Raw genomic sequence first — 21007 nt, forward strand, 5'->3', positions numbered from 1 at the left:
AAACTGTTGAAGTTCAAAAAAACAAGTTTGAGTAATTTTTCTGAATAGCAATAAGATCAACTCCTTGCAGTCAGTACTGACAAATCGGAAAAGACATTTTCAACAGAATCAGAACACTACCGGTTTCCTGGTTGGGTAGTTCAAGCATAGCGTCAGCCAGCGGCTCATCCGACGGATCCCGAACCTGGCCTTTCAACATGCGAACCGTGCCAATGTGGCCAAATTCATGGAGTTCACTACTGTAAACCACTCTGTTCCCAATAAAGAGACAGAGAATCATTCCACCAATCCACAACCATTTCATTAGATGACTCCTTTCCCTTTCAATTCAATCAGATATTCCTCGCTTAACCCCAGCATTTCACGGTACACAAAATCATTGTCCTGCCCAAGTTTGCGCCCGGCCCAGTTGATGTGGCCCGGCGTTTCTGACAGCCGAAACATCACGTTTTGCATTTTGACTTCGCCAAGCTCTTCGTCGGGAATGGTCGTGATGGTGTCGCGAAATTGAAACTGCGGGTCGGTCATAATGTGCCGGATGTCATACACTGGAGCAATCGCGGCTTCGGCGGCTTCAAACGCGGCCATTACTTCGTCAAGCGTATGGCGGGCAATCCAGCCACCAACCATCGAATCCAGCAAATCACTATGTCTGGCACGTTCAACACCAGAGGCAAACCAGGGTTCTTCGATGACTTCCGGATGCCCAACCAGCCGCATTACCCGTTCGACAATGTTTTGTGAAGAGGTTGAAACCGCAACCCACCGCTCATCTTTGGTTTGGTAGGTGTTGCGCGGGGCATTGTTCATCGAGCGATTACCAAGCCGAGGTGGAACCAACCCAAGCTGGTCAAACCACGTCGGTTGCGGTCCCAGAATCGTCAAAATCGGTTCAATCAACGCCAGATCAATCACCTGACCACGTCCAGTTGAATGCCGGGCGTGGAGGGCAAATGAAATCGCCATCGTAGTGGCCATGGCCGCAATGTTGTCGGCCAATCCAAGTGGTGGAAGCGTCGGTGGTCCTTCTGGTTCTCCGGTCATCGCGGCAAACCCACTCATCGCTTCCGCCAGCGTGCCAAAAGCTGGACGAGTTCGATACGGACCGTCCTGGCCAAACCCGGAGACGCGAGCGATGATCAATCTCGGATTCAGTTCGTGGAGGAGCGCTGGCGCCAGGTTCCAGCGTTCGAGTGTTCCAGGTCGAAAGTTTTCAATCAATACATCCGCCGTTTGAATCAGTTTTCGCACAATGTCCTGACCTTCGGGGGTTCCCAGGTAAAGTGTGATTGAGCGTTTGTTTCGCCCGGCCATTTTCCACCAGAGGGGAACGCCGTTTTTGGTGGGGCCGTGGACACGAACAGGGTCGCCGCCGTTGGGATGTTCGATTTTGATAACTTCGGCGCCAAAATCCGCCAGATAGGTTCCGGCCAGGGGACCGGCAAAGAGAGTCGCCGCTTCAATCACGCGAATCCCTTCCAGAGCCGCTTTCGGCTGGTGTTGCATAGTGAAAAGTCTCCACAAACAGAATTGAATGTTTATCTCTGGCAGTGTAGCGCGAATCCTGATTGCATCGCTGTGGAAAATCAGGAAACCTGTCTTCGGCGTCTTTTTCAGTTTCTGATATGGTATCGCCGGAATAGGCCCCCTGGGAGGTGGATTTGGTGCTGATGCCTGGAAACCAATATCTTCCGGAACCCAAAATCCTTTTCCACGAATTCAATCAACCGTAATGAGACTCATTTATGAAAATTTCAAAACAAGTGCTTATTCCAACCATTCTGCTGACCGTCGGCGTGCTTGTGACGGGAACATACTGGGGGCTCAGTCATCCAGACCGGGTGAAAGCATTCTTTAAACAAGATTCATCCGGCCAGCATTCAAAAACCAATCATCAAAAAGGGGGGAAAATGACCGAAAAGATTGTCAAATCCGATGAAGAATGGCGCAAAGAACTGACACCGATGCAGTACCACGTGATGCGGGAAAAAGGGACCGAACGCGCCTTTACCGGTGAACTCTATAACTTGAAAGCCAAAGGTGTGTATTTGTGTGCGGCTTGCGGAACAGAGTTGTTCACCTCTGAAACCAAATATGACTCCGGGTCGGGATGGCCAAGCTTCTGGTCTCCGGCAAAAGAAGAAAATATTGAGGAAGAAAGCGATGTCAGTTTTGGAATGACCCGCACCGAAGTCAAATGTGCCCGCTGTGATGCCCACCTCGGGCACATGTTTGACGATGGTCCCCGGCCAACCGGACTGCGCTACTGCATCAATTCGGCAGCTCTGAAGTTTGAAGAGAAAAAAGAGAACAAATAATACGAGTCAGTAGTCAGTGGTCAGTGGTCAGTGGTTCACTAAATCTATTTGATTGAGTCACTTGACTATGTTCTAGCAGGAGGACTCCATTCCAAAATGGAATAACAACTTCTTGAGAATGAAGAATGAAGAATGTGGTTAGTGGTTAGTGATTGGTTCTTGACTTCTGACTTTTCTTTGAAAGTATTGATTTCTAACCACTAACCACTAACCACTAACCACTAACCACTTTTTTCATTCTTCATTCCACTGGCTGGCAAGCCAGGGCACAAAGGTCAGTTCTTCGGTCATACACTTTTTGCCAGGCTTTTGAGCGAGATAGATTCCAGGATCTCCAGGTGAGGTTTTCGGCTGGTGTCCACCGGGTGATCAACCAATCTGCGACTTTGACTCGTTGTTCCAAATGGATTGTATCCAGATGGTCCACCACAATTGGAACGGCATCCGCACTGAGCCGGGTCAGGTAAACGGCATCAACGGTGCGACCTTCAGAGACCCGAGCGAGATTGGTGCGAGCAATCAGCCCATCAGGGTTGACGACATTGAGAATTCCCACTGCCAGAATTCCCGTCACAAGGGCGCCGAAGGCAAACGTTTGTCGTTGCCCACGCAAGACTGTCATTCCAAACCACACAAAAACCACAGCTAGCCAGAGCATAAATGCCGTCGTGTAGACCCGCAGCTCGGTTAACCCGTACATTTTTTGATAGATCATCATTCGTTGGAGTGCTGATGTCATCATCACCAGGAGCATCACGATTTGAAACCCAGCCAGCCAGCGAAACAACCGCTCGTGAGCGGGGTTTTCCTGATTGAGCATCCAGTGCAGGGCCAGCAAAACCGGCAAGACGAGCGCCGCAACCGTCACCAGTTCAAAAAAACCACGCCGGGCATATTCGGCAAAGGTCAATCCAGAGGTCGTGAAAACTCGTGCCGCGCCCCCGAAGAAATAGCGAATCTGAATCAATACAAAGCTGAGAAATAAAAGGTTTAATAGGGAGAGAACCGTGGCGACCTCGGTAATGCCAAGGTTGCGCAAACTAAGCGGTAACAGCGTTGACGGTGCCAGCCCCGGTCCGTTGTCAAGAAACATTCGTTGAATCAGTCCACCTGTCAGCCAGGCCACAATGAGCGTTAACCCGGCATGAACAATCAGTTCGGCTGGGTCAAAATTGAAGAAGTGATTGACGAGTCGTTCAAACGTGGCGTCGGCTGAGACCAGCAACGCTCCAAACAGCAGCAACAACGGCAGCGCAATCACGGCCCCACGGACAATGGCTGATGCCTGGCTGGTCCATTTCGAGCGTGGAATTTGTTTCCATTCCATTTCAGAAGAAAAAGCAAAGGTGGGGCCAATCATTGGCGAGAGCCACGCCAGCCCAAGATTGAGACCGTACTCAATCACCCCAGCCCGTCTCAGGTGAGCTATCAACTGGGGACGGGCTAACAAGCCGACCGCAATCGCCGTCACCAGCAAATTCAGTCCTCGAAGCGTCGGGGAATCACGCCAGACGCAGGCGGCTGAGAAAACGACCGCCATCAGCAGCAGCCAGTGGTCACTGGTTCTTTTTTCCTGACACCATCGGTAGGTCAGAAAGAGCAGTGAGCCGCCAAACCCAGCCACCCATAAAAAAATATTGGCCCCCCAGGGGATTTCCCGCAGCAGCAGGTCCGCCGTCAGGCCATTGAATAGAGAAACGATAAGTACTTCCAAGCCAAGCCGCATTTTTGAATCCATATCAGTTGCTCCCGTGAACTGAAATTAAATTGGTTGAATCTTTCAAACTATTGATTCCAGGAGAATTAAAGGTGATTTCGAAATCAGTTGCCAGTGTTTGATTCAACAGGGCAATTAGCTTGCCACAGCTTGTGGAAGGGCACCGAAGCGTCGGTCACGACGCCGAAAATCACTCACCGCAGCTTCAAGCTCCGTCACCTGGAAATCAGGCCAGTGGCTTTTGGTAAAGAAAAATTCGGCATAGGCGCACTCCCAAAGTAGGAAATCACTCAGCCGTTGCTCACCGCTGGTGCGAATGAGTAAATCCACATCAGGGGCTGCCGATTGACTGTTGTGGACCTGGCCAAGGAGTGTGGCAAAGGTGTCGCGGGTCAATTCAGGAAGGGTGGCTATCTTTTGAACCGCCTGCAGGATGGCATCTCGCGATGAATAGTCCACCGCAATTCGAAGGTGCAACCGATTGCCCTGGCAGGTAAGTTTTTCGGCGCGGATGATTTCCTCAACCACTGGTGCTGGGAGCCGGTCTCGGCGGCCGAGGACTTCGAGGCGGATCCCATGGCGGGCACATCGCACGGCTTCACGTCTCAAAAAAGCCCGGAGCAATTGCATCAGGGCTGTGACCTCGGGTGCAGGTCGTTTCCAGTTGTCTGATGAAAAGGCATAGAGCGTCAGGATGTTGATTCCGGCATTTGGCGCGGCCTCAACAATGCGGCGGACAGTTTCAACTCCAGCCCGGTGACCAGCGACGCGAGGCAGTCCGCGCTGAGTCGCCCACCGTCCGTTGCCGTCCATAATGATGGCGACGTGAATTCCATGAAGTTCTGTTTGTGTCAAAGTGCTTTGTTTCATAAAGTAAACCTCCAAAAAAAATTGCCTGCGCCCTAGCGGGGGCGCATGGCTTGAATCAACGTTTCCATGTGGTTGAGATATCGTTCCAGGGCGTCACGACCAGACTGGGTGAGCCGGTATTCAGTTTTGGGCAGTCGCCCATCGAAAAATTTGGTGCAGGTAATGTAGTTGGCTTCTTCAAGTTTTCGGGCATGGACGCTCAGATTCCCGTCCGTGGTGTTCATCAATTTTTTGAGATCGTTAAAGGTTAAGGATTCATTGACCGCAAGGGCGCTCACGATGCCCAGACGCATCCGTTCGTGGATGAGCCGGTCGAGTTCGAGGGCGCTTGCTTCGGTTGGGGCTTTTCCAGGGATTTCCTGGAGCTTGGGAGTCTCTGAACTGGCGTGGAGATTTAACTCCCGTGCCAGTGCGTTGTGTTTTGCCATATCAACCTCCGTACTTCCTGGCAATGATCAGGCCGAAAATAATGTGCAGTCCGCCAAATCCTGCCGCCATAAATGCGTTGCCCCAGGCTGGCGGGCTAAACAAAGCCACGGTCCCAATCGAAATGAAACACACCCCCATCAGTGGTACGATGCGCACCGAAAATGCGCCTCCGGTGACGATTCCAGTTCCATACATCAGCAGCCACAGTCCTGGGATTATGTGAATCAGGCCGGCACGATACATCACCACCGTCAATAATCCGCCAACCAGCAGTGGGGGCGATAAGCTCAACACAAATTTCCGGCTGGGAACGGACAATAAAGAAATGTTTACGATTCGTGCTTTTCGGATCATCATGCCAAACCCAATGGCAATCGCCACGCCGGCTTCGACCAGCCACGCCTGGAGCCACCGGGTCGGTGATGACAGGTTTGCCGCCCAGGTTGCCGCCAGCAGGGCCGTAATGCCCATCCAGACACCTCCCCAGCCGGGCACTGCGGTAAACGCCGAAGCATTTTCCATTGCTTCGCGGATAAAGCGCAAGTTATCCATCGCACGCGCGTGGAGTGCTGGTGGGTCATTTGGTTGTTTTGGAAATGGATGAATCGCAGCCACGGGCGGATAGTTGCATATGCTCTTGATTGTTGACAAGTACTTTTTGGAATAAAGTCCTCTTGCGAAATTCCCGGCTTTCATTTATTGAGTTTTATCCCTTGTTGGAGTCTTTCGCCTATGTCCACTCTTGGAAAAATCTGTCCCACCTGCAAGCAGACATTTGCCGCGACGATCAATTTCTGCCCGGCGGATAGCGAGGTCCTGGAATTTGACCTGAATTCGCTGGTGGGAACTTTGCTCGATGGGCAGTATCAGGTTGAAGAACTCCTGGGAAAAGGCGGCATGGGCGCTGTCTATCGAGCCCGGCACAGTCGGCTTGGGGACATGGTGGCGATCAAGATTTTGCCATTGCACTTAAGTGGGAACCCGGAATATCAGCGGCGATTTGTGCGGGAAGGCCAGGCGGCTCGACTGTTTCGGCATCCAAATGCCGTAGCCGTTTTCGATTTGAGGGAAACCAGCGATGGCTTGCTCTATATGGTTCAGGAGTACGTCAAAGGGCAAACGCTGACCAAAGAATTAAAAAAACGGCGAGCCTTACCTGCCACCGAAGCCTTTTACCTGTTGGAGCCGATTATGGGCGCGCTCCAGGCAGCCCACCAAAGCGGCGTTGTCCATCGGGATTTAAAACCGGACAACATCATGATTGGGACTGATGCTGATGGAAAGCCAATGGTGAAACTGCTCGATCTTGGGATTGCCAAAATCCGGGAAAGCGCCGATGTGACGGCGCTGACTATGACTGGCCAGTTACTGGGAACGCCCTTTTACATGTCTCCTGAACAATGGGACGGAACCGAGGACATTGATGGTCGCTCAGATATCTATAGCCTGGCAATCATTTTGTATGAACTCATCAGCGGGAAGCGACCTTTTGAGGGAAAAACACTTGAAAGCCTGGCCTATCTGCACACGTTCACAAAGGCCAAACCGCTTCATGAATTACGGAGTGGAATTCCATATAATTTCAGTCGGATTATTGAACGGGCCATGGAAAAGGATCGAAACCTGCGACCTCCGACCATGCTCGCCTTTATGGAGCAGCTCCGACAGGCCATCCTTGAATTAAATATTGGCATTGGGGGACCGGTAACCGATGAACAGGAAGCCGCCCTGACGCTTTTCGTCCACACTGATGCCCAACCAACCAACCCTGGTCAGGATACACGCCAGAAAGGCGCCACAAAAACCCTGCTTGATGTGGCTGAAAATTCGCAAAGTGATCAATTGCGGGAGACGGCTGGTACACCCGATGCCCAGGTGACAATGCTGGATCCGACACCCTCGCAAGCTCAAAAGATGGTGCCGCCGCCTGATTTTTCAACCACGCGCGCACCCATCAGGAAGGATCCGCCAAAGAAAGCAATTTCCACTTCAAAACCGTTGGCGGCGCCTGCGCTAACCGCGCCAACCCTCAAGTTGGACCCCGAAACTTCAGATCCTTCACCCGTCCAGCAAGTATTCATTGCAGAGTCTCCCCAGCTTGACTCAGCAAACGTGATTGGAGCCTTGGTGGAAAAGCCTGCCATCAGTGAAAGCAGGTTCACGATGAACCAGGTACTGGTTGCCATGGTGGCAGGGATTATGATGGTCATTGTGGCTGGCGTAATTTTTTGGCCACGGACGAACATTCCTCGTTCGACTCCTCCTGTACCAATAAAAACCACTCCGGTTCTCACCGAAGTTCTCCAATTCTGGATAACCGTTTCCCAAAAAACAGGTAGCGCGACCACGGAGCAATTTGCCAATGAGCCGGAACTTCAGTCCGGCACTGAGTTTAAATTTGGTTTCCAATCATCTGAATTTGGGTATCTCTATATTCTTGGCCCAGGGAAGAACAACCAACTCATGACCTTTTTGACCAACGTGCAGTCGCTGGGGGAACCTGGTCATGTGAATGTGCTTCCAGGCGGTAAGGACTATATCTTCCCGGAGAAAGAGCACTTCTGGATCAAGCTTGACAATCAGCCGGGAGTAGAAACATACACGCTGATTTTCTCCCCGGTTCAGCTTGAAGTTCCAACCTTTTGGAATCGAGAGCCGGGTTCCATTCTCACACCGGAGGAAATGCAGGAATGGCAGGCCCTTCAAATTTTCTTGGTCAAGGCTGAGACCAAAATCATTTCCCAACCTGGACCAAGGTTGTTGGTTTTGAAACCAAAAGATCAGAACCAGAAGAAACCAGTTGTCTTCGAAGTCAAGATCAACCATAAGTCAACAGGCTCGGCCCTCAAGGGCCGAGCTTGAGTCGTGTCGCCACGACGCCATCCTGCCGGATGGCCGGTGTGGGGAGATTGGTTCAAGCTCCAGTTGACCAGACCCCCGTGCAAATCACGGGAAACGATTGGGAAGAATCGATAGGTACCGGCGGATTTGCCTGCGGTCCGCCGCACTACGGTGACAGGTTAAACCCAGAATGGGAGTCAGTTCCAGTGCCTGTCATAGGCAAACCTTCCTAAATCCGGTCGAGAGGAAGTCGAATCCGGTCGGCGGTCACAGTTAGACCGGTACGCATCACTCCGAAAGGAAGAATAAACGCGATGTTCGTTTATGTTTTGAATTGTCATGGCAAACCGCTGATGCCGACCAATCCGGCCAAGGCGAGGTTGTTGCTCAAAGCGGGGAAAGCGAAAGTGGTTCGGAAAACACCGTTTACCATCAAACTGCGGTTCGGTTCATCGGGATACAAGCAAGAGGTTGTAGCCGGGATGGATACGGGAAGTGCCAGGGTTGGAACGGCGGCGGTGGCGAACGGGAACGTGGTGTATCAGGCGGAAGTCACACTCCGGACCGATGTTTCACGTAAGATGGAACACCGAAAGATGTACCGCCGCAGCCGCCGCAGTCGAAAGACCCGCTACCGGGCAGCCAGATTTGAAAATCGTGGGGCATCGCGCCGCAAAGGCCGGTTGCCGCCTTCGATCCGCGGCAAAGTCGAATCGCACCTTCGGGAACGCCGACAAGTGGAACGGTTGGTGCCGGTGACCAGGTGGAAAGTGGAAACGGCAAGTTTCGACATTCACAAACTGGTCAATCCGGAGGTAGCGGGAGTCGAATATCAAAATGGACTGCTCAAGGACTGGTATCACGTCAAAGCGTATGTGCCGCACCGTGACGGCCACCAGTGTCAAAGCGGACAAAAGATCACCCACAGCGTCAAACTCAATGTTCATCACGTGCAGTTCAAGCGTCGTCAGGGCGGCAACCAGCCTGGAAATCTCCTCACGCTGTGCCTGACCTGTCATCAGGATTTGCACCAGGGAAAATTTGAGATCAAACCGAAACGAAATGTGACCAAACACGCAACCGAAGTGGGTGTGATCGCCGCCCAACTCAAGCAATCTGATTGGGAATTTGAACCGACCTTCGGCTACGAAACCAAATACAAGCGCGAGCAGTTCTTGAAGTTGCCCAAGTCTCACACCACTGATGCGATGGCGATTTGTTGCGAGGATGGCGAAGCGGTCGAAGCCGGGAACGGAAATAGTTTCGTCAAACGTCACGTCAGCCAGGGCGATTATCAGCAAACCACCGGCAAACACAGCCAGCAACGAATTCCAACCGGCAAGCTGTTTGGGTTGCGCAAGTTTGATTTGATTCAAACTGTGAAGGGAATCGGGTTTGTCACCGGCAAGCGCAGCAGTGGGTATTTCGCCGTGGGTGCGATTGACGGGACTCGGCTGACCAACAGCGTCAACATCAAAACCAACTGTGTCCGGTTGACCGCACGAAACACAACTTTAATTCAAAGCAGGAACGGCGTTTCCTCCCGGCCCAGCAAGGACCGGGTCTCCACGCCGAAAATAAGATGAAAATGCAGTTCTGTCAAAAATTGGGCCTTGAGCTTCTTTTTTCATTCTGTGACCGAACGGCAAAAAAGCGATTTGTGCAAGTCCTGGGTAAAGCCCAGTTTGTTTTACCCAAGTTTAAGTTCGTTATTGTAGACAATTCAATTGGAGAATCAGGTGTATGTTGAAGTATTTCGTGGTTCGCATTGTGGTTATTGCTTCATTGATGGTATTTCCGTCAGCTATCTGGGCGGTTCAAAAGAATCAAGATCAAGTGCGGGGAAGTTTTCTAAGTACTCGCCCTGGCGGAACTGCCGCGAAACCCAAACCCAAAAAAGCAGTTCCAAAAAAGAAAACATCAGATGTCACCAGCTCTGGGTCAACGGAGCCCACCGCCAGTTCCCATAACCTGGCTATTTCGACACCTGGCACAGCCGTTGGGTTAGGGTATACACTTTTTATGAAGGGCCCAAAGGATCAGCCAGTTCGGGTTGATACCAACCGAGAATTTGTGACTGGTGATGCGATTCGAATATTGCTTGAGCCCAATATAGATGGATTTTTATATATTTTTCACACCGAACAGGACAAAAACCCCCAACTCTTATTTCCAGATCCCCGCTTGCAAGCTGGATCCAATGCTGTTCGAGCACACGTGCCCTATGAGGTTCCATCCAGTACCGACGCAAATCAGAGGAATCAATGGTTTGTCTTTGATGGTGCTCCAACCACAGAACGGCTTTTAATCATTATTGCCCGGCAGCCAATCACTGGAATTCCCATTGGCCAGGAGTTGGTCCAGAAATACGCTGGGAATGAAAATGGCTTTCAATGGTCTCCGAGTAAAGAACTGTGGGCCAAAATTCGGAATGAAAAAACTGGAGCACAAATTGTCTCCACCAACAGCAATGCCGGTACAGTGCAAACGAAGCTTGAACAAACCTCGTTGACCCGTTCGCTCGGGTTGCCAAAGGGCGCGCCAGCGCCTTCGGTTATTTTGATGAATCAGTCAGCCAACAAAGAAAATCTGGTAACCGAAGTTGATCTAACTCATAAGTGAAGAATTGAGAATGAAAAAAGTGGCTAGTGGCTAGTGGTTAGTGGTTAGTGATGCCAGTTAAGAGTTGAAAAAATAAGCGGATTTGAACCCGCGAAGCGGCTGGCCGGGCGGGGAAAAAGTGGGGAATGACCCGAATTCCCAGGGCTCGAAGACTCGCCCTGGGCTACGAGCCGGCGCCCACTTCGTGGGCTGAGAACCAAAACGGCTTCAACTCTTAACTGGCATTAGTGATTAGTGATTAGTTCTTGGCTTCTGACTTTTCTTCGAAAGTATTGATTTCTAACCACTAACCACTAACCACTAACCACTAACCACTAACCACTAACCACTAACCACTAACCACTAACCACTAACCACTAACCACTAACCACTAACCACTAACCACTAACCACTAACCACTAAATGGTTTCTTCATTCTGCCTTTATTTCTTGATGCGGAAGGTCGCGTCGCTATCATCCTGCCCGCGATTACCAGCCTTATCCACTGCCACCACGCGAACCTTTGCCGTCTTCGTCTTTGCCATGTTTGATGGAACGGTAAAGGCAAACGATTGTGCCAAAGCCGGTAATCCGGTGGCAATCAGATTGGGATAGCTGGCGCCACCATCAGTTGAGACAAACAGGTCGTGGCTGGCCAGTTCGAGATTGTCGCTGGATTGCCACTGAATCAAAAACGATTGATTGAGTTTTAATTTCTCACCGCCATTCGGAGCAATCAACCGTACCGAAGGCGGTGTTGTATCGTCTGGTGCAGGGGTTGTAACCGTAAAATCAGCCTCCGACATATCTGTTCCGCTGTTTCCAGCCTGATCAGTGGCTGAGACTCGAACTCTGCCGCGAGTCGTGGCCAGAGTTGAAGGGAGTTGTGCTGCAAACGACGTCGCATTGCCTGGCAGTCCCGTGGCGAGTTGAAGAGCAAACGAGGTGCCTCCATCAGTTGAGAGGTGGATGGCCTGGGATCGAACCCCAACGTTATCACTCGAATTCCACCGAATCGTCAGGTTTGCCCCGGCAACTGCCTGTTCGCCTCCGTTGGGTGACAAAAGTTGGACGGCTGGCGCGACGGTATCGGTTTGATTTGGCGCTGAAATCGAGAAGTCAGCGTCTGAGGTATCGGATCCGGTTTTCCCGCTGGTATCGGTGGCGGTAACTCTCACCCGTGCCCGAGTGGTCGAATTCATTGTGGTTGGGAGCGTCGCTGAAAAACTGGTGGCGGATCCATCAAGGCCGGTTGCCAGCGTGGTTGGGAATGTTGTGCCACTATCACTTGAAAGCCCAATCGAATGGGCCATCACACCTTTATCATCTGAACTGGTCCAGGAGATGGAAAGTGGCGCATTGAGCACGACTTGTTCGCCGCCGTTGGGTGATGCGAGCCTGACCGTTGGTGCGTTGTCCGACGGAGACGACGACGGTTTTACATCGAAATAGGCAATTGTTTCTGAAGGGTTGCCATAATTTGAATAGATGCGGATATTTCCATCCGGCGCAATGGCGGCGCCAAGATCGCCAACTCCGGCACGGGACTGGGTTAAATCAGTGCCAGCTTCGTCAGAAAGCAGAATTTCATCCAACGTAGTTGGCCAGGTGACGCCGTCTTCTGAGATCCCTCGGGCATGATAGAAATGTAAATACATGGTGTAGAGATAGAATTTTCCATCCTTTTCCACCACCGTCGGATCGTGAAATCCCTTATAGAGCAATTTGAAATTCCCCCATGTCAATCCATCCGGCGAAGTCGTCAGGTACAGGTCACTTGGCTGGTTGGTGCTGCTGACCGGGTTGGCTGAAAAAATAGCCGCAAATGTCCCGTCTTTCAGGCGATAAAACGCCCCGTGCCCGGCCAACTGAAACTGACTGTTTGGATCATGCGGAATAATCTCAATCCGAACGCCCGATTCCTGGGTAAAAGTAATGCCGTCGTTGGAAATCGCGCTCAGGACGTGGTATTTGGGCGGCTGATTTTGTTCCTGTTTTGGTGCACATCGGTAATACATCCGATATCGGCCATCCACGAGTTTCACGACGCTCGGACCACCAAACATGAAGGTTCGATCAGTTGGATTTGAAGACCCTTTTAAAATCGTGCCTTTGATCGTCCAGGTAACCCCATCTGGAGATTCCGCATATTTAATCTGGTCATCACCTAACATTGACCGATTGTAATACATTCGATAGCTTCCATTCTCCAGCCGCTGAATGTTTGGCATGAGGTAGGACCCGCTTTTCGGAGGTTCGTTTCCAGCCAGCGCACCAACACAAAAACCTTTCATTACAAATGTTTCACGTTCGTTCTGGTTGGGTTGGCTTCCGATGAGCTGTTTAAAGAAGGTGAAGAACGTGTCTGTTCCTTCGGAGTTCCAGTTAAACCCGCCGTGGGCCAGGTTTGGGTCCTCAAACATCAGGTCAATGGAACCACCGTGCTTTTTGAGCCAGTCGGCGGTGCGTTCCATACCCGGACAGCCGGTTTTTTCGGGATTTGGGTCTTTTCCACCACAAAATAGTGCCCAGTGTGTCCTGGCAAATACTTTTTCACCCAGTGCACCACTTTCAATGTCGGCATAGAGTGGGAAATCAAGCTCGGCGCTTCCAGAAAGCGAGAAAGTCATCCCGAAATAATTGTTTCCAGTATCGCGGTCAAAATAAGTTACGCCGTAGCTATTGGCCGAGCCCCGACTAAATCCCTGCAAAATGGCCGTGCCTGATTGTTGGCCACGTTCTCTGAGAAAGGTCTCCATAATTGGATACAGTTCATTGACCAGATAATAATCCCGATCCGTTCCGGTTTCTCCGAACCACCACTGGAGTGCAATCATGGCCACACCGTGTTTTTCGAGGCTGGGGTACCACAGATAAAATTCATCGAACGCAAAGCTGGTGCTGCCGTGTAAGGCCACCATCACGGGCTTTTTGTCGGCTGGACTCACTGGCTCCCAGGTGACAACAAAACTTTCGCCATCCGGTGTTGGAACTACTTTCGCTCCCTTATCGAGTGCAAACTGAACTCGCTCTGGATTGGCAGCTTTGGCGAGCTCAAATAACTGTTTGGCCTTACCGGTCAATTCATTGGCAGTGTTTTGCCGAGGGCGTCTGGGAATAGGCTGGGGGCCCCTGGAAAGTGGGTGGTGAATCGCTTGACGGTTGGGACGGCAACTGGCGCCCACCTGGACTGCGGAAAGCAACAGGTTGAACTGAAACACGGAAAATACGGCGAAAAACAATAAAAAGAAGCGGCGTAACATCATAAATTGAATCGCTCCTGTAATCTGAAGCTGTGATAAAGCATTCGGTGGGCATGAGTTCCTCAGGAAACCCCATCGCCACACAGAGACACCCTTGAGTTTCAGGAAAGAAACCTGCGGAATAGTTTGGGAGAAGCTCAGGCGTGCTTCTGTGTTGGCGTGGAGTGAAAAGTTAATTCCAAAAATGGGAACTTCCCCGGAAAATGCGCGACTAAAGAGAGGGTTGTGTTTCGGAACAAACCATCTGCACTACTCTAGCCCAGACATTCCAGCTTTTTTCCCTTTCTCCAGACACAACGAACCATCATTCTCAAATTGGTCAGAGGTCACGCATGAAACGTGCAAAAAATATAGTTTTGCTCCTGGTTGTATTGATCGGAGTTGGGTGTTTGTTTGTGAAACTGTCAACTCACGCCCAGCAGACCGACTATGAACGCCAGTACCAGACGCTCAAAGCCCAGGCCGAAAAGCTGTATCAGGAAAAATCCTACGCCCTGGCAAATGCCGAATACGCCAAAATCAACCCGGCGCTCCTGCCTCTGGCTGAATCGCGCTGGGTACAATTTCGACTGGCCGACACGTTGTGGCGCTCGCAGGCAGCAACTGAAACCGCTGATATCTCACAATTTGACCGGGCGCAACGGCAGCTTGACACCCTGGTGCGTGACATTCAGCGTTCGGAAGACCGCGACCTGGTCTGGGTTGAAGTTCAGGAGTCGCTCGGTGATTTCTGGTGGTTACGCCGCCAATCCCACAACTGGTATCAGGGCTGGCAATATTACCAGCAGGCCCTCGACTGGTGGGCCAGCTCACCTGAAATTGACGTGGCTCGTGACCGCTACCTGAAGATTGTGTTTCGGATGTCATCACCGGGCTGGGCAGATCAATATTATTATTATGGCTATTATGGTTCGTTGCCGCTGGAAGTTGCCGCCAATGCCCTGGCCATTGCCCAAACCGAAAATGACAAAGCTCACGCCAGTTATTTGCTGGCCGCCACCTATCGCTATCAAGGTGGTCAAATGGACCGTCGGGAACGGGTTCCAGCTTTGTTTGAACAGGCGCTCAAGCCCGGCAAAAGTACCGACTGGTATGACGACGCCTTGTTTGCCTATGCCCAATGGATGAAAGACACCGGGGTGATCACCTGGAGTGAGCAAACCGGCTGGACGCAAAAGCCGGATTTTGTCAAAGCCCTCGAACTCTACCGCCGCTTGACGACCGAATTCCAGGAAGGCGAAACCCGTTTTTTCGACGATGCCCAGGAAGAAATCAAAACCATTACTCAACCCGTGGTGGAAGTTTCTGTCTCAAATATTTTTCTGCCAGAGTCTGAAATTGAATACTCGTTGAGCTGGCGTAACGTCAAACAGATCAATCTGGCGATATATAAAACCAATTTGACCCAGGACGTGGTTTTCAAAGCTGGCGAGCAACAGGTTGACAACTGGCTGGAGACCATTGCGCTTTCGGCCAAAACCAAAGTGAAATCCTGGACCAAAGAAACCGGTGAGAAGGGTGATTACAAGCCCGGCTCCGAAACACTTCGACTGGACGAAAAGCTTCCTGTTGGTGCCTATCTCATCACGGCTGAAGCCGGTGGGCAGAAATCCCGCGAGTTGATCCTGGTGACCAATGCTTCGCTCGTGATCAAAACTTCGCCGACGAAGGTGATTGCCTTCTTGACGGATGCGGCAAATGGGAAACCACTCGGGGGCGCCCAACTGCGCATGTGGGATCAATATTATGAAAACGATGCGTGGCAAAGTCGTGATTATCAGCTCGAAACCGACCAAAACGGGCTGGCCCAAATCAGTCTGGTACCACACACCGACTACAATCACCGAATCTTTGTGGCTGGAAAAAGCCAGGATCATCAGGCATTTTGCGTCGCCTCCGACGAAAACCGAAGTGAATCAGCCAAATGGAAAGTTTATGCCTTTACTGACCGGCCTGCTTATCGGCCCAACGAGACGGTGAACTGGAAATTTCTGGTTCGCAATCAGAGTGATCAAACCTACACCACACCCGCCAATCAGGTCGTCGAGTATGAAATTACCGACCCACGTGGCACCAAAGTCAAAGCCGACAAGGCCACGCTCAATCAGTTTGGCAGTGCCTGGGGAACACTGGACCTGACCGAAACCATGCCGCTTGGGGAATATCGCATCACATTCTGGACCGATGGACGCACCCTCACGATTGGCGCGGCCACGCTCTTTCGAATGGAAGAATACAAACTCCCGGAATTTAAAGTCTCGGTCAGCGCGCCCGAGGAAAATGGACGCAAAAAGACCTTCCGGCTGGGTGATGAAGTCGAAGTCACGATTCAGGCGGAGTATTATTTCGGCGGACCGGTGGCCAATGCGACGGTTCAGGTGGTTGTCTACCAGAAGCCGTTTTACCAGTATTGGCAAGAACCGCGTGAATTTCCGTGGTTTTATGAGGAATCCGATCAGAATTCCTCTCGCCGAAGTTCCGAATATGGAAATGGTCAGACCGTAAAACAAGAAACAATCAAAACTGACCTGAATGGAAAAGCCACGCTTAAATTTGAAACCCCACGCGATAGCGGTCAGGATTTTGAATATCGCGTTGAAGCCCGCGTGACCGATGCTTCGCGGCGTGAAATCATCGGGAGCGATAAAATTCGGGTCACCCGCCAGCGGTACTATGTCTACCCGCGAGCCGATCACTGGATTTATCAACCGCAGGATCGGGTAATGATGAAATTCAAGGCGATTGATGCCAATTCGTCGCCCGTTGAAGCCGAAGGAACCGTGACCATCTGGCGCGAAACGTGGCGTGAAATCTGGGTTGATCCAACCGGACGTGAAGTGACTGGCGATGAGTTGCGCAAGCTGCAAACCGCCGGAACGATGTTCCCGCTCCAGGTTCCAAAGGGTGAAAAACCCTGGAAGCTCAAGGCGCGGGGCTACAAACGCGACGAAGTGCTCAAACAAACCGTCAAAACCAATCCGGAAGGCAACGGTGAACTGATGTTTACCGCCACGCAGGAAGGGTACTACACAATCAACTGGGCGAGCACCGACCAGGACCAGCGTCCGGTGCTGGCTGCCACCCAGATTTGGGTTTCAACGACGGCAAATCAGGACCTGGGTTTCCATCCACAACAGGTTCAAATCATTGTGGATAAAGACACAGCTCAGGTGGGCCGTACGATGCCGGTGTTGCTGACTTCACCTGTGAACGACCGGTATATTTTGTTCACGGTGGAAAGCGAGGAAATTTACAGTCATCAGATTGTTCATGTGACTGGAACTACCCGGCTGGTTGAAGTTCCGATTGATGCCCGACATGTTCCAAACGTGAAAATGACCGCCGTGATGGTCAACGAATATCAGGTGGTCGGTGCCGAAGTTGAACTGGTTGTTCCGCCAACAGAAAACTTCCTGAAAGTGGATGTGAAAGCTGATCGTGAAGAGTATCAGGCCCGTCAGGAAGGCACGTTGACCGTGACGACCCGCGATTCCAGCAATCGGCCTGTTTCAGCCGAAGTGGCGCTTGGCCTGTCGGACGAATCAGTTCTGTACATCCAGAGTGACTATGCCGCTGACCCGCGAGCCTGGTTCTATGGCCGCAAACGCCTGGATTTGGTGAAAGATTTCAATTCATTCCAGCTCAAACCTTATACCAAAGTGCTTCCACCAGAGCCTGCAGATGAGAGCAATCTGTTGATTGATGGAATTGACCAAATTGGATATGGAACTGGAAGTGGAAAGGGGATGGGAACTGGCTCAGGACTTGGTCCAGGTAGGGGAGGAGGATATGGTGGCGGAATTGGCTTTAGCACTGCAGGAGGACAATCAATTAGCTTTGGCTTCGGTGACGCCTCTCGCACCAATGAATTTCGCGGCCAAATGGTGACTGAAGAAAAGCTTTTTAAACGAAAAGCTAATGGAGAACAAGATGCAAGCAAGGGCGACTTGGCCATTTCATTAGATGCAAGACAAACTCAAGAAGAGCCATCAGTTGTGGTGCGCAATGATTTCCGGGCGACAGCATTCTGGCAGCCGGATATCCGAACCGATGCGCAGGGGAAAGCGGTGGTGAAAGTGACTTATCCAGACACGTTGACGTCGTGGAAAGCCGTGGCGCGGGCATTTACCACCAGCACCCAGACCGGCATCGGCGAAATAACAACCCGAACCAAACAACCATTGATCGTGCGGTTGCAAGCACCGCGCTTCTTTGTCGAGCAGGATCTGGCGACGGTTTCTGCCGTCATCAACAACAATACCAGCAAAGACTTGACCGTGATGCCGACCATTACCGCCGAAGGCATTGTGGTTTCGGGCATTGTCGTCAACGGACAGTTTGTCAAAGGCGAGCAAGCGTCCATCAAAGTTCCAGCCAACAGCGAAGCACGGGCTGATTGGGTCGTTTCAGCCCAGGAAAAAGGCACGGCGAAAGTCAAAGTTACGGCCAGAAGCGGTCAACTGGCGGATGCCATGGAGCGAAGCTATCCGATTTTTGAGCACGGGATTGAAAAACTGCTCGCCCGATCTGGAAAACTTCGCGGCGATGGTGTGACGATCAAACTGGAGCTTCCGGTTGAGCGCAAACCCGAAACTACCCGGATGAGCGTCCAGGTGACGCCAAGCATGGCCGTGACGATGCTGGATGCCCTGCCGTACCTGATTGACTATCCGTATGGCTGTACGGAACAGACCATGAGCCGTTTCCTGCCAGCCGTGATAACCGCGAAAACACTCAATGATTTAGGGGTAAAACCAGAATCGGTGATGGGAAAAGTCTTTGGTGGCATTGAACCGGAAACCGCCGATAAAACCCACTCCAGAGCCCCGCAGGATTTGCGCAAACTCGATGACATGACCAGGAAGGGGCTGGAACGGCTCTACGATTTTCAGCATTCAGATGGCGGTTGGGGCTGGTGGAAAGAAGGCAGCAGCGATCACTTTATGACCGCCTATGTGCTCTGGGGAATGGCCGAAGCCCGCAACGCTGGAATTCCAGTCAAGCCTGAGGTGATGGAACGCGCGGCAGAGTTTCTGGATAAAGAAATCGTCGAGGAAGAAACCCATTACGACATGCAGGCATGGATGCTGCATGCACTGTCAGTATATTACAAACCGAAGCAGGGGATTTCTCCGACGGCGTTTCACGCCAAAGCTTTTTCAAACCTGTGGCTCAACCGTGAACGGCTCAACGCCTACACGTTGAGTTTGCTGGCTCTGGCGGCAATCAATTTTGACCATAAACACAAAGCGAGCGTGGTGGCGCAAAATCTGGTGAACGGCGTCAAGCTGGACGCTACGCCCGACGTTGGTGTCCTGGAGCGGAATTCAAACGCTTCGGATGAATCGGTGGTGGGCACCGCGCACTGGGGTTCGGATGGCCTGTACTGGCACTGGTCAGAGAGTCCGGTTGAAACCACGGCGTTTGCCTTGCGGGCGCTGGTGGCAATTGATCCAAACAACAAGCTGGTCGAACAAACCATGAACTGGCTGGTAAAAAACCGGCGCGGCGCCCAGTGGAGCAACACCCGTGATACGGCAATTACCGTGCTGGCACTCAATGATTATCTCAAAGCAACCAAAGAACTTGGAAGCGAAATAAGCTACGAAGTGCTGGTCAATGGCCGGTCAATTGTGACCAAAACCGTTACACCGGAAGACGCTTTGAGTGCGCCGAGCCGGTTTGAGATCAATCCAGAGTTCATCCGCAACGGCCTGAACGACATCAACATTGTGCGCAAATCAGGGAAAGGGCCGCTGTATTTTTCAGCCCAGACCACGTTCTTTAGCACCGAAGACCCGGTGACGCCAGCCGGGAACGAGATGTTTGTCAATCGCGAATACTTCCGACTGGTGGCGCGCCCGACGTTGTTGAAAGGCTATGTCTATGACCGGATTCCGCTCAAAGACGGAGAGTCGTTGACCAGTGGCGACCGGGTGGAAGTCGTGGTCACGATTGAGACCAAAAACGACTATGAATACCTGCTCTTTGAAGACCTGAAACCCGCCGGACTGGAAGCGGTGCAACTCCGGAGCGGAGAACCCCTGTATGCCAGGGAACTCCGGGCCGACGCAATCCAGCCGGAACTGCGTGGGAAAAATCTGCTGGAACACAGTTTGGGATTGTCGAAGTTTGACTACACCAATCGACAGCAATGGGTGTATCAGGAACTCCGAGACCGGAAAGTGGCCATGTTTGTCAGCAAGCTGCCGCAAGGGGTGTGGCAGATCAAGTACGATCTGCGGGCAGAAGTCCCAGGCATTTTCCACGCCTTACCGCTAATGGCACACGCGATGTACGTGCCGGAAATCAAATCAAACAGCACGGAAATTCGACTGACGGTGGACGAACGCAAAGACAAATAAATCCAGGGTTCAGGGTTCAGGGTTCGGGGTTTTGAATTCTAAAAGAGAGCAAGGGCAGTTTTGATTGAGAACCGCCCTTCAACTTTTTTCAGATGTGGAGTGCTGCGGCTTGACGCAGCTTTAGATTTTTTGTTCCTTATCGAAATCAAACCTTGCGCCGTTGAGTACGGCGTTGCCAAAGCGAAAGGAAAATTTGGTTTATGGGAAGTTTCGGCTCCGGCATTTTTGATAATGACTCAGCGCTCGATGTCCGGCGGGATGTGCTTGATTACATTCTCGCCGCCATCAAGGAATTTATTGAAGGCGATGATTTCGGTGTTGAAGACGTTGATTCCACGATGGGGTACATCGCCATGCTGACAGCGGTTCTGGAGACCAGCCAGTGTAGTGAAATCAAACCCGGTGACCCAAGGCTACTGGTTTTTCTCAAAAGCATGGGCCAGGGAGGCGGTCCGACCACTCACGAAGTAACGCGATGGAAGAAAACGATTTTGCAGGTGTACGATGATGAAATTGATGAACTGAGACCAGATCCAGACTACAAAGTGGAGTATCGAGCCAACATCGTGGCGGCATTTTCGAAGCTGGAACAGCAGGTGTGAT

Annotated in this window: 13 protein-coding genes; 6 read left to right on the forward strand and 7 right to left on the reverse strand. The window is 51.6% G+C overall.

What is annotated here, in order from left to right:
• Positions 1–70 precede the first annotated feature (70 nt).
• Both HY774_18905 and HY774_18910 read right to left on the reverse strand, forming a co-directional pair.
• Positions 71–304 (reverse strand): hypothetical protein, encoded by a 234-nt coding sequence (locus HY774_18905; protein ID MBI4750558.1) that lies wholly within the window; start codon positions 302–304, stop codon positions 71–73.
• Positions 304–1506, reverse strand: a complete 1203-nt coding sequence (locus tag HY774_18910) for a CoA transferase (protein MBI4750559.1) — start codon at positions 1504–1506, stop codon at positions 304–306. The genes HY774_18905 and HY774_18910 overlap by 1 nt, the downstream gene beginning before the upstream one ends.
• A gap of 404 nt (positions 1507–1910) precedes the next feature.
• Between HY774_18910 and msrB the strand changes: the two genes are divergently transcribed.
• Positions 1911–2318 carry a peptide-methionine (R)-S-oxide reductase MsrB gene (msrB, locus tag HY774_18915; GenBank protein ID MBI4750560.1) on the forward strand — a complete coding sequence of 136 codons (408 nt, stop codon included), beginning with the start codon at positions 1911–1913 and terminating at the stop codon, positions 2316–2318.
• Between the two features lie 241 nt (positions 2319–2559).
• On the opposite strand, the gene HY774_18920 is transcribed toward msrB, so the two are convergent.
• From HY774_18920 to HY774_18935, 4 genes are all read right to left on the reverse strand, one after another.
• Positions 2560–4056, reverse strand: a complete 1497-nt coding sequence (locus HY774_18920) for a DUF4173 domain-containing protein (protein ID MBI4750561.1) — start codon at positions 4054–4056, stop codon at positions 2560–2562.
• 114 nt (positions 4057–4170) lie between these two features.
• The gene (locus HY774_18925) at positions 4171–4905 is read right to left on the reverse strand and encodes a di-trans,poly-cis-decaprenylcistransferase (protein MBI4750562.1); all 735 of its coding nucleotides are present in this window, start codon (positions 4903–4905) and stop codon (positions 4171–4173) included.
• 32 nt (positions 4906–4937) lie between these two features.
• Positions 4938–5333: a transcriptional regulator gene (locus HY774_18930; GenBank protein ID MBI4750563.1), complete on the reverse strand. Its 396-nt coding sequence runs from the start codon at positions 5331–5333 to the stop codon at positions 4938–4940.
• A 1-nt stretch (position 5334) separates the two neighbouring features.
• On the reverse strand, positions 5335–5886 hold the full coding sequence (locus HY774_18935) for a hypothetical protein (protein ID MBI4750564.1): 552 nt from the start codon (positions 5884–5886) through the stop codon (positions 5335–5337).
• A 180-nt stretch (positions 5887–6066) separates the two neighbouring features.
• Here HY774_18935 and HY774_18940 point away from each other — a divergent pair, with 180 nt between their 5' ends.
• The 3 genes from HY774_18940 to HY774_18950 all read left to right on the forward strand — a co-directional run bounded on the left by HY774_18940 (position 6067) and on the right by HY774_18950 (position 10797).
• A complete protein-coding gene (locus HY774_18940; GenBank protein ID MBI4750565.1) occupies positions 6067–8196 on the forward strand; it encodes a protein kinase in 2130 nt (709 codons plus the stop codon).
• A 293-nt stretch (positions 8197–8489) separates the two neighbouring features.
• Entirely contained in the window at positions 8490–9761 is a 1272-nt protein-coding gene (locus tag HY774_18945; protein ID MBI4750566.1) for an RRXRR domain-containing protein, read from the forward strand.
• Between the two features lie 157 nt (positions 9762–9918).
• The gene (locus tag HY774_18950) at positions 9919–10797 is read left to right on the forward strand and encodes a DUF4384 domain-containing protein (GenBank protein ID MBI4750567.1); all 879 of its coding nucleotides are present in this window, start codon (positions 9919–9921) and stop codon (positions 10795–10797) included.
• A gap of 422 nt (positions 10798–11219) precedes the next feature.
• Here the strand turns inward: HY774_18950 and HY774_18955 are convergent, their stop codons facing one another.
• Positions 11220–14042: a hypothetical protein gene (locus HY774_18955; protein ID MBI4750568.1), complete on the reverse strand. Its 2823-nt coding sequence runs from the start codon at positions 14040–14042 to the stop codon at positions 11220–11222.
• 329 nt (positions 14043–14371) lie between these two features.
• Here HY774_18955 and HY774_18960 point away from each other — a divergent pair, with 329 nt between their 5' ends.
• Both HY774_18960 and HY774_18965 read left to right on the forward strand, forming a co-directional pair.
• Entirely contained in the window at positions 14372–20404 is a 6033-nt protein-coding gene (locus HY774_18960; protein ID MBI4750569.1) for an alpha-2-macroglobulin, read from the forward strand.
• A gap of 200 nt (positions 20405–20604) precedes the next feature.
• Positions 20605–21006 (forward strand): hypothetical protein, encoded by a 402-nt coding sequence (locus HY774_18965; protein MBI4750570.1) that lies wholly within the window; start codon positions 20605–20607, stop codon positions 21004–21006.
• The last annotated feature ends 1 nt before the right edge of the window (position 21007 follow it).

This window comes from Acidobacteriota bacterium, assembly GCA_016208495.1.
In the GTDB taxonomy this organism is placed as follows: Bacteria; Acidobacteriota; Blastocatellia; order Chloracidobacteriales; family Chloracidobacteriaceae; genus JACQXX01.

Coding starts and splice junctions, on each gene's coding strand:
- HY774_18905 (MBI4750558.1), bottom strand. CDS start 304: ATGAAATGGTTGTGGATTGGTGGAATGATTCTCTGTCTCTTTATTGGG.
- HY774_18910 (MBI4750559.1), bottom strand. CDS start 1,506: ATGCAACACCAGCCGAAAGCGGCTCTGGAAGGGATTCGCGTGATTGAA.
- msrB (MBI4750560.1), top strand. CDS start 1,911: ATGACCGAAAAGATTGTCAAATCCGATGAAGAATGGCGCAAAGAACTG.
- HY774_18920 (MBI4750561.1), bottom strand. CDS start 4,056: ATGGATTCAAAAATGCGGCTTGGCTTGGAAGTACTTATCGTTTCTCTA.
- HY774_18925 (MBI4750562.1), bottom strand. CDS start 4,905: ATGAAACAAAGCACTTTGACACAAACAGAACTTCATGGAATTCACGTC.
- HY774_18930 (MBI4750563.1), bottom strand. CDS start 5,333: ATGGCAAAACACAACGCACTGGCACGGGAGTTAAATCTCCACGCCAGT.
- HY774_18935 (MBI4750564.1), bottom strand. CDS start 5,886: ATGGATAACTTGCGCTTTATCCGCGAAGCAATGGAAAATGCTTCGGCG.
- HY774_18940 (MBI4750565.1), top strand. CDS start 6,067: ATGTCCACTCTTGGAAAAATCTGTCCCACCTGCAAGCAGACATTTGCC.
- HY774_18945 (MBI4750566.1), top strand. CDS start 8,490: ATGTTCGTTTATGTTTTGAATTGTCATGGCAAACCGCTGATGCCGACC.
- HY774_18950 (MBI4750567.1), top strand. CDS start 9,919: ATGTTGAAGTATTTCGTGGTTCGCATTGTGGTTATTGCTTCATTGATG.
- HY774_18955 (MBI4750568.1), bottom strand. CDS start 14,042: ATGATGTTACGCCGCTTCTTTTTATTGTTTTTCGCCGTATTTTCCGTG.
- HY774_18960 (MBI4750569.1), top strand. CDS start 14,372: ATGAAACGTGCAAAAAATATAGTTTTGCTCCTGGTTGTATTGATCGGA.
- HY774_18965 (MBI4750570.1), top strand. CDS start 20,605: ATGGGAAGTTTCGGCTCCGGCATTTTTGATAATGACTCAGCGCTCGAT.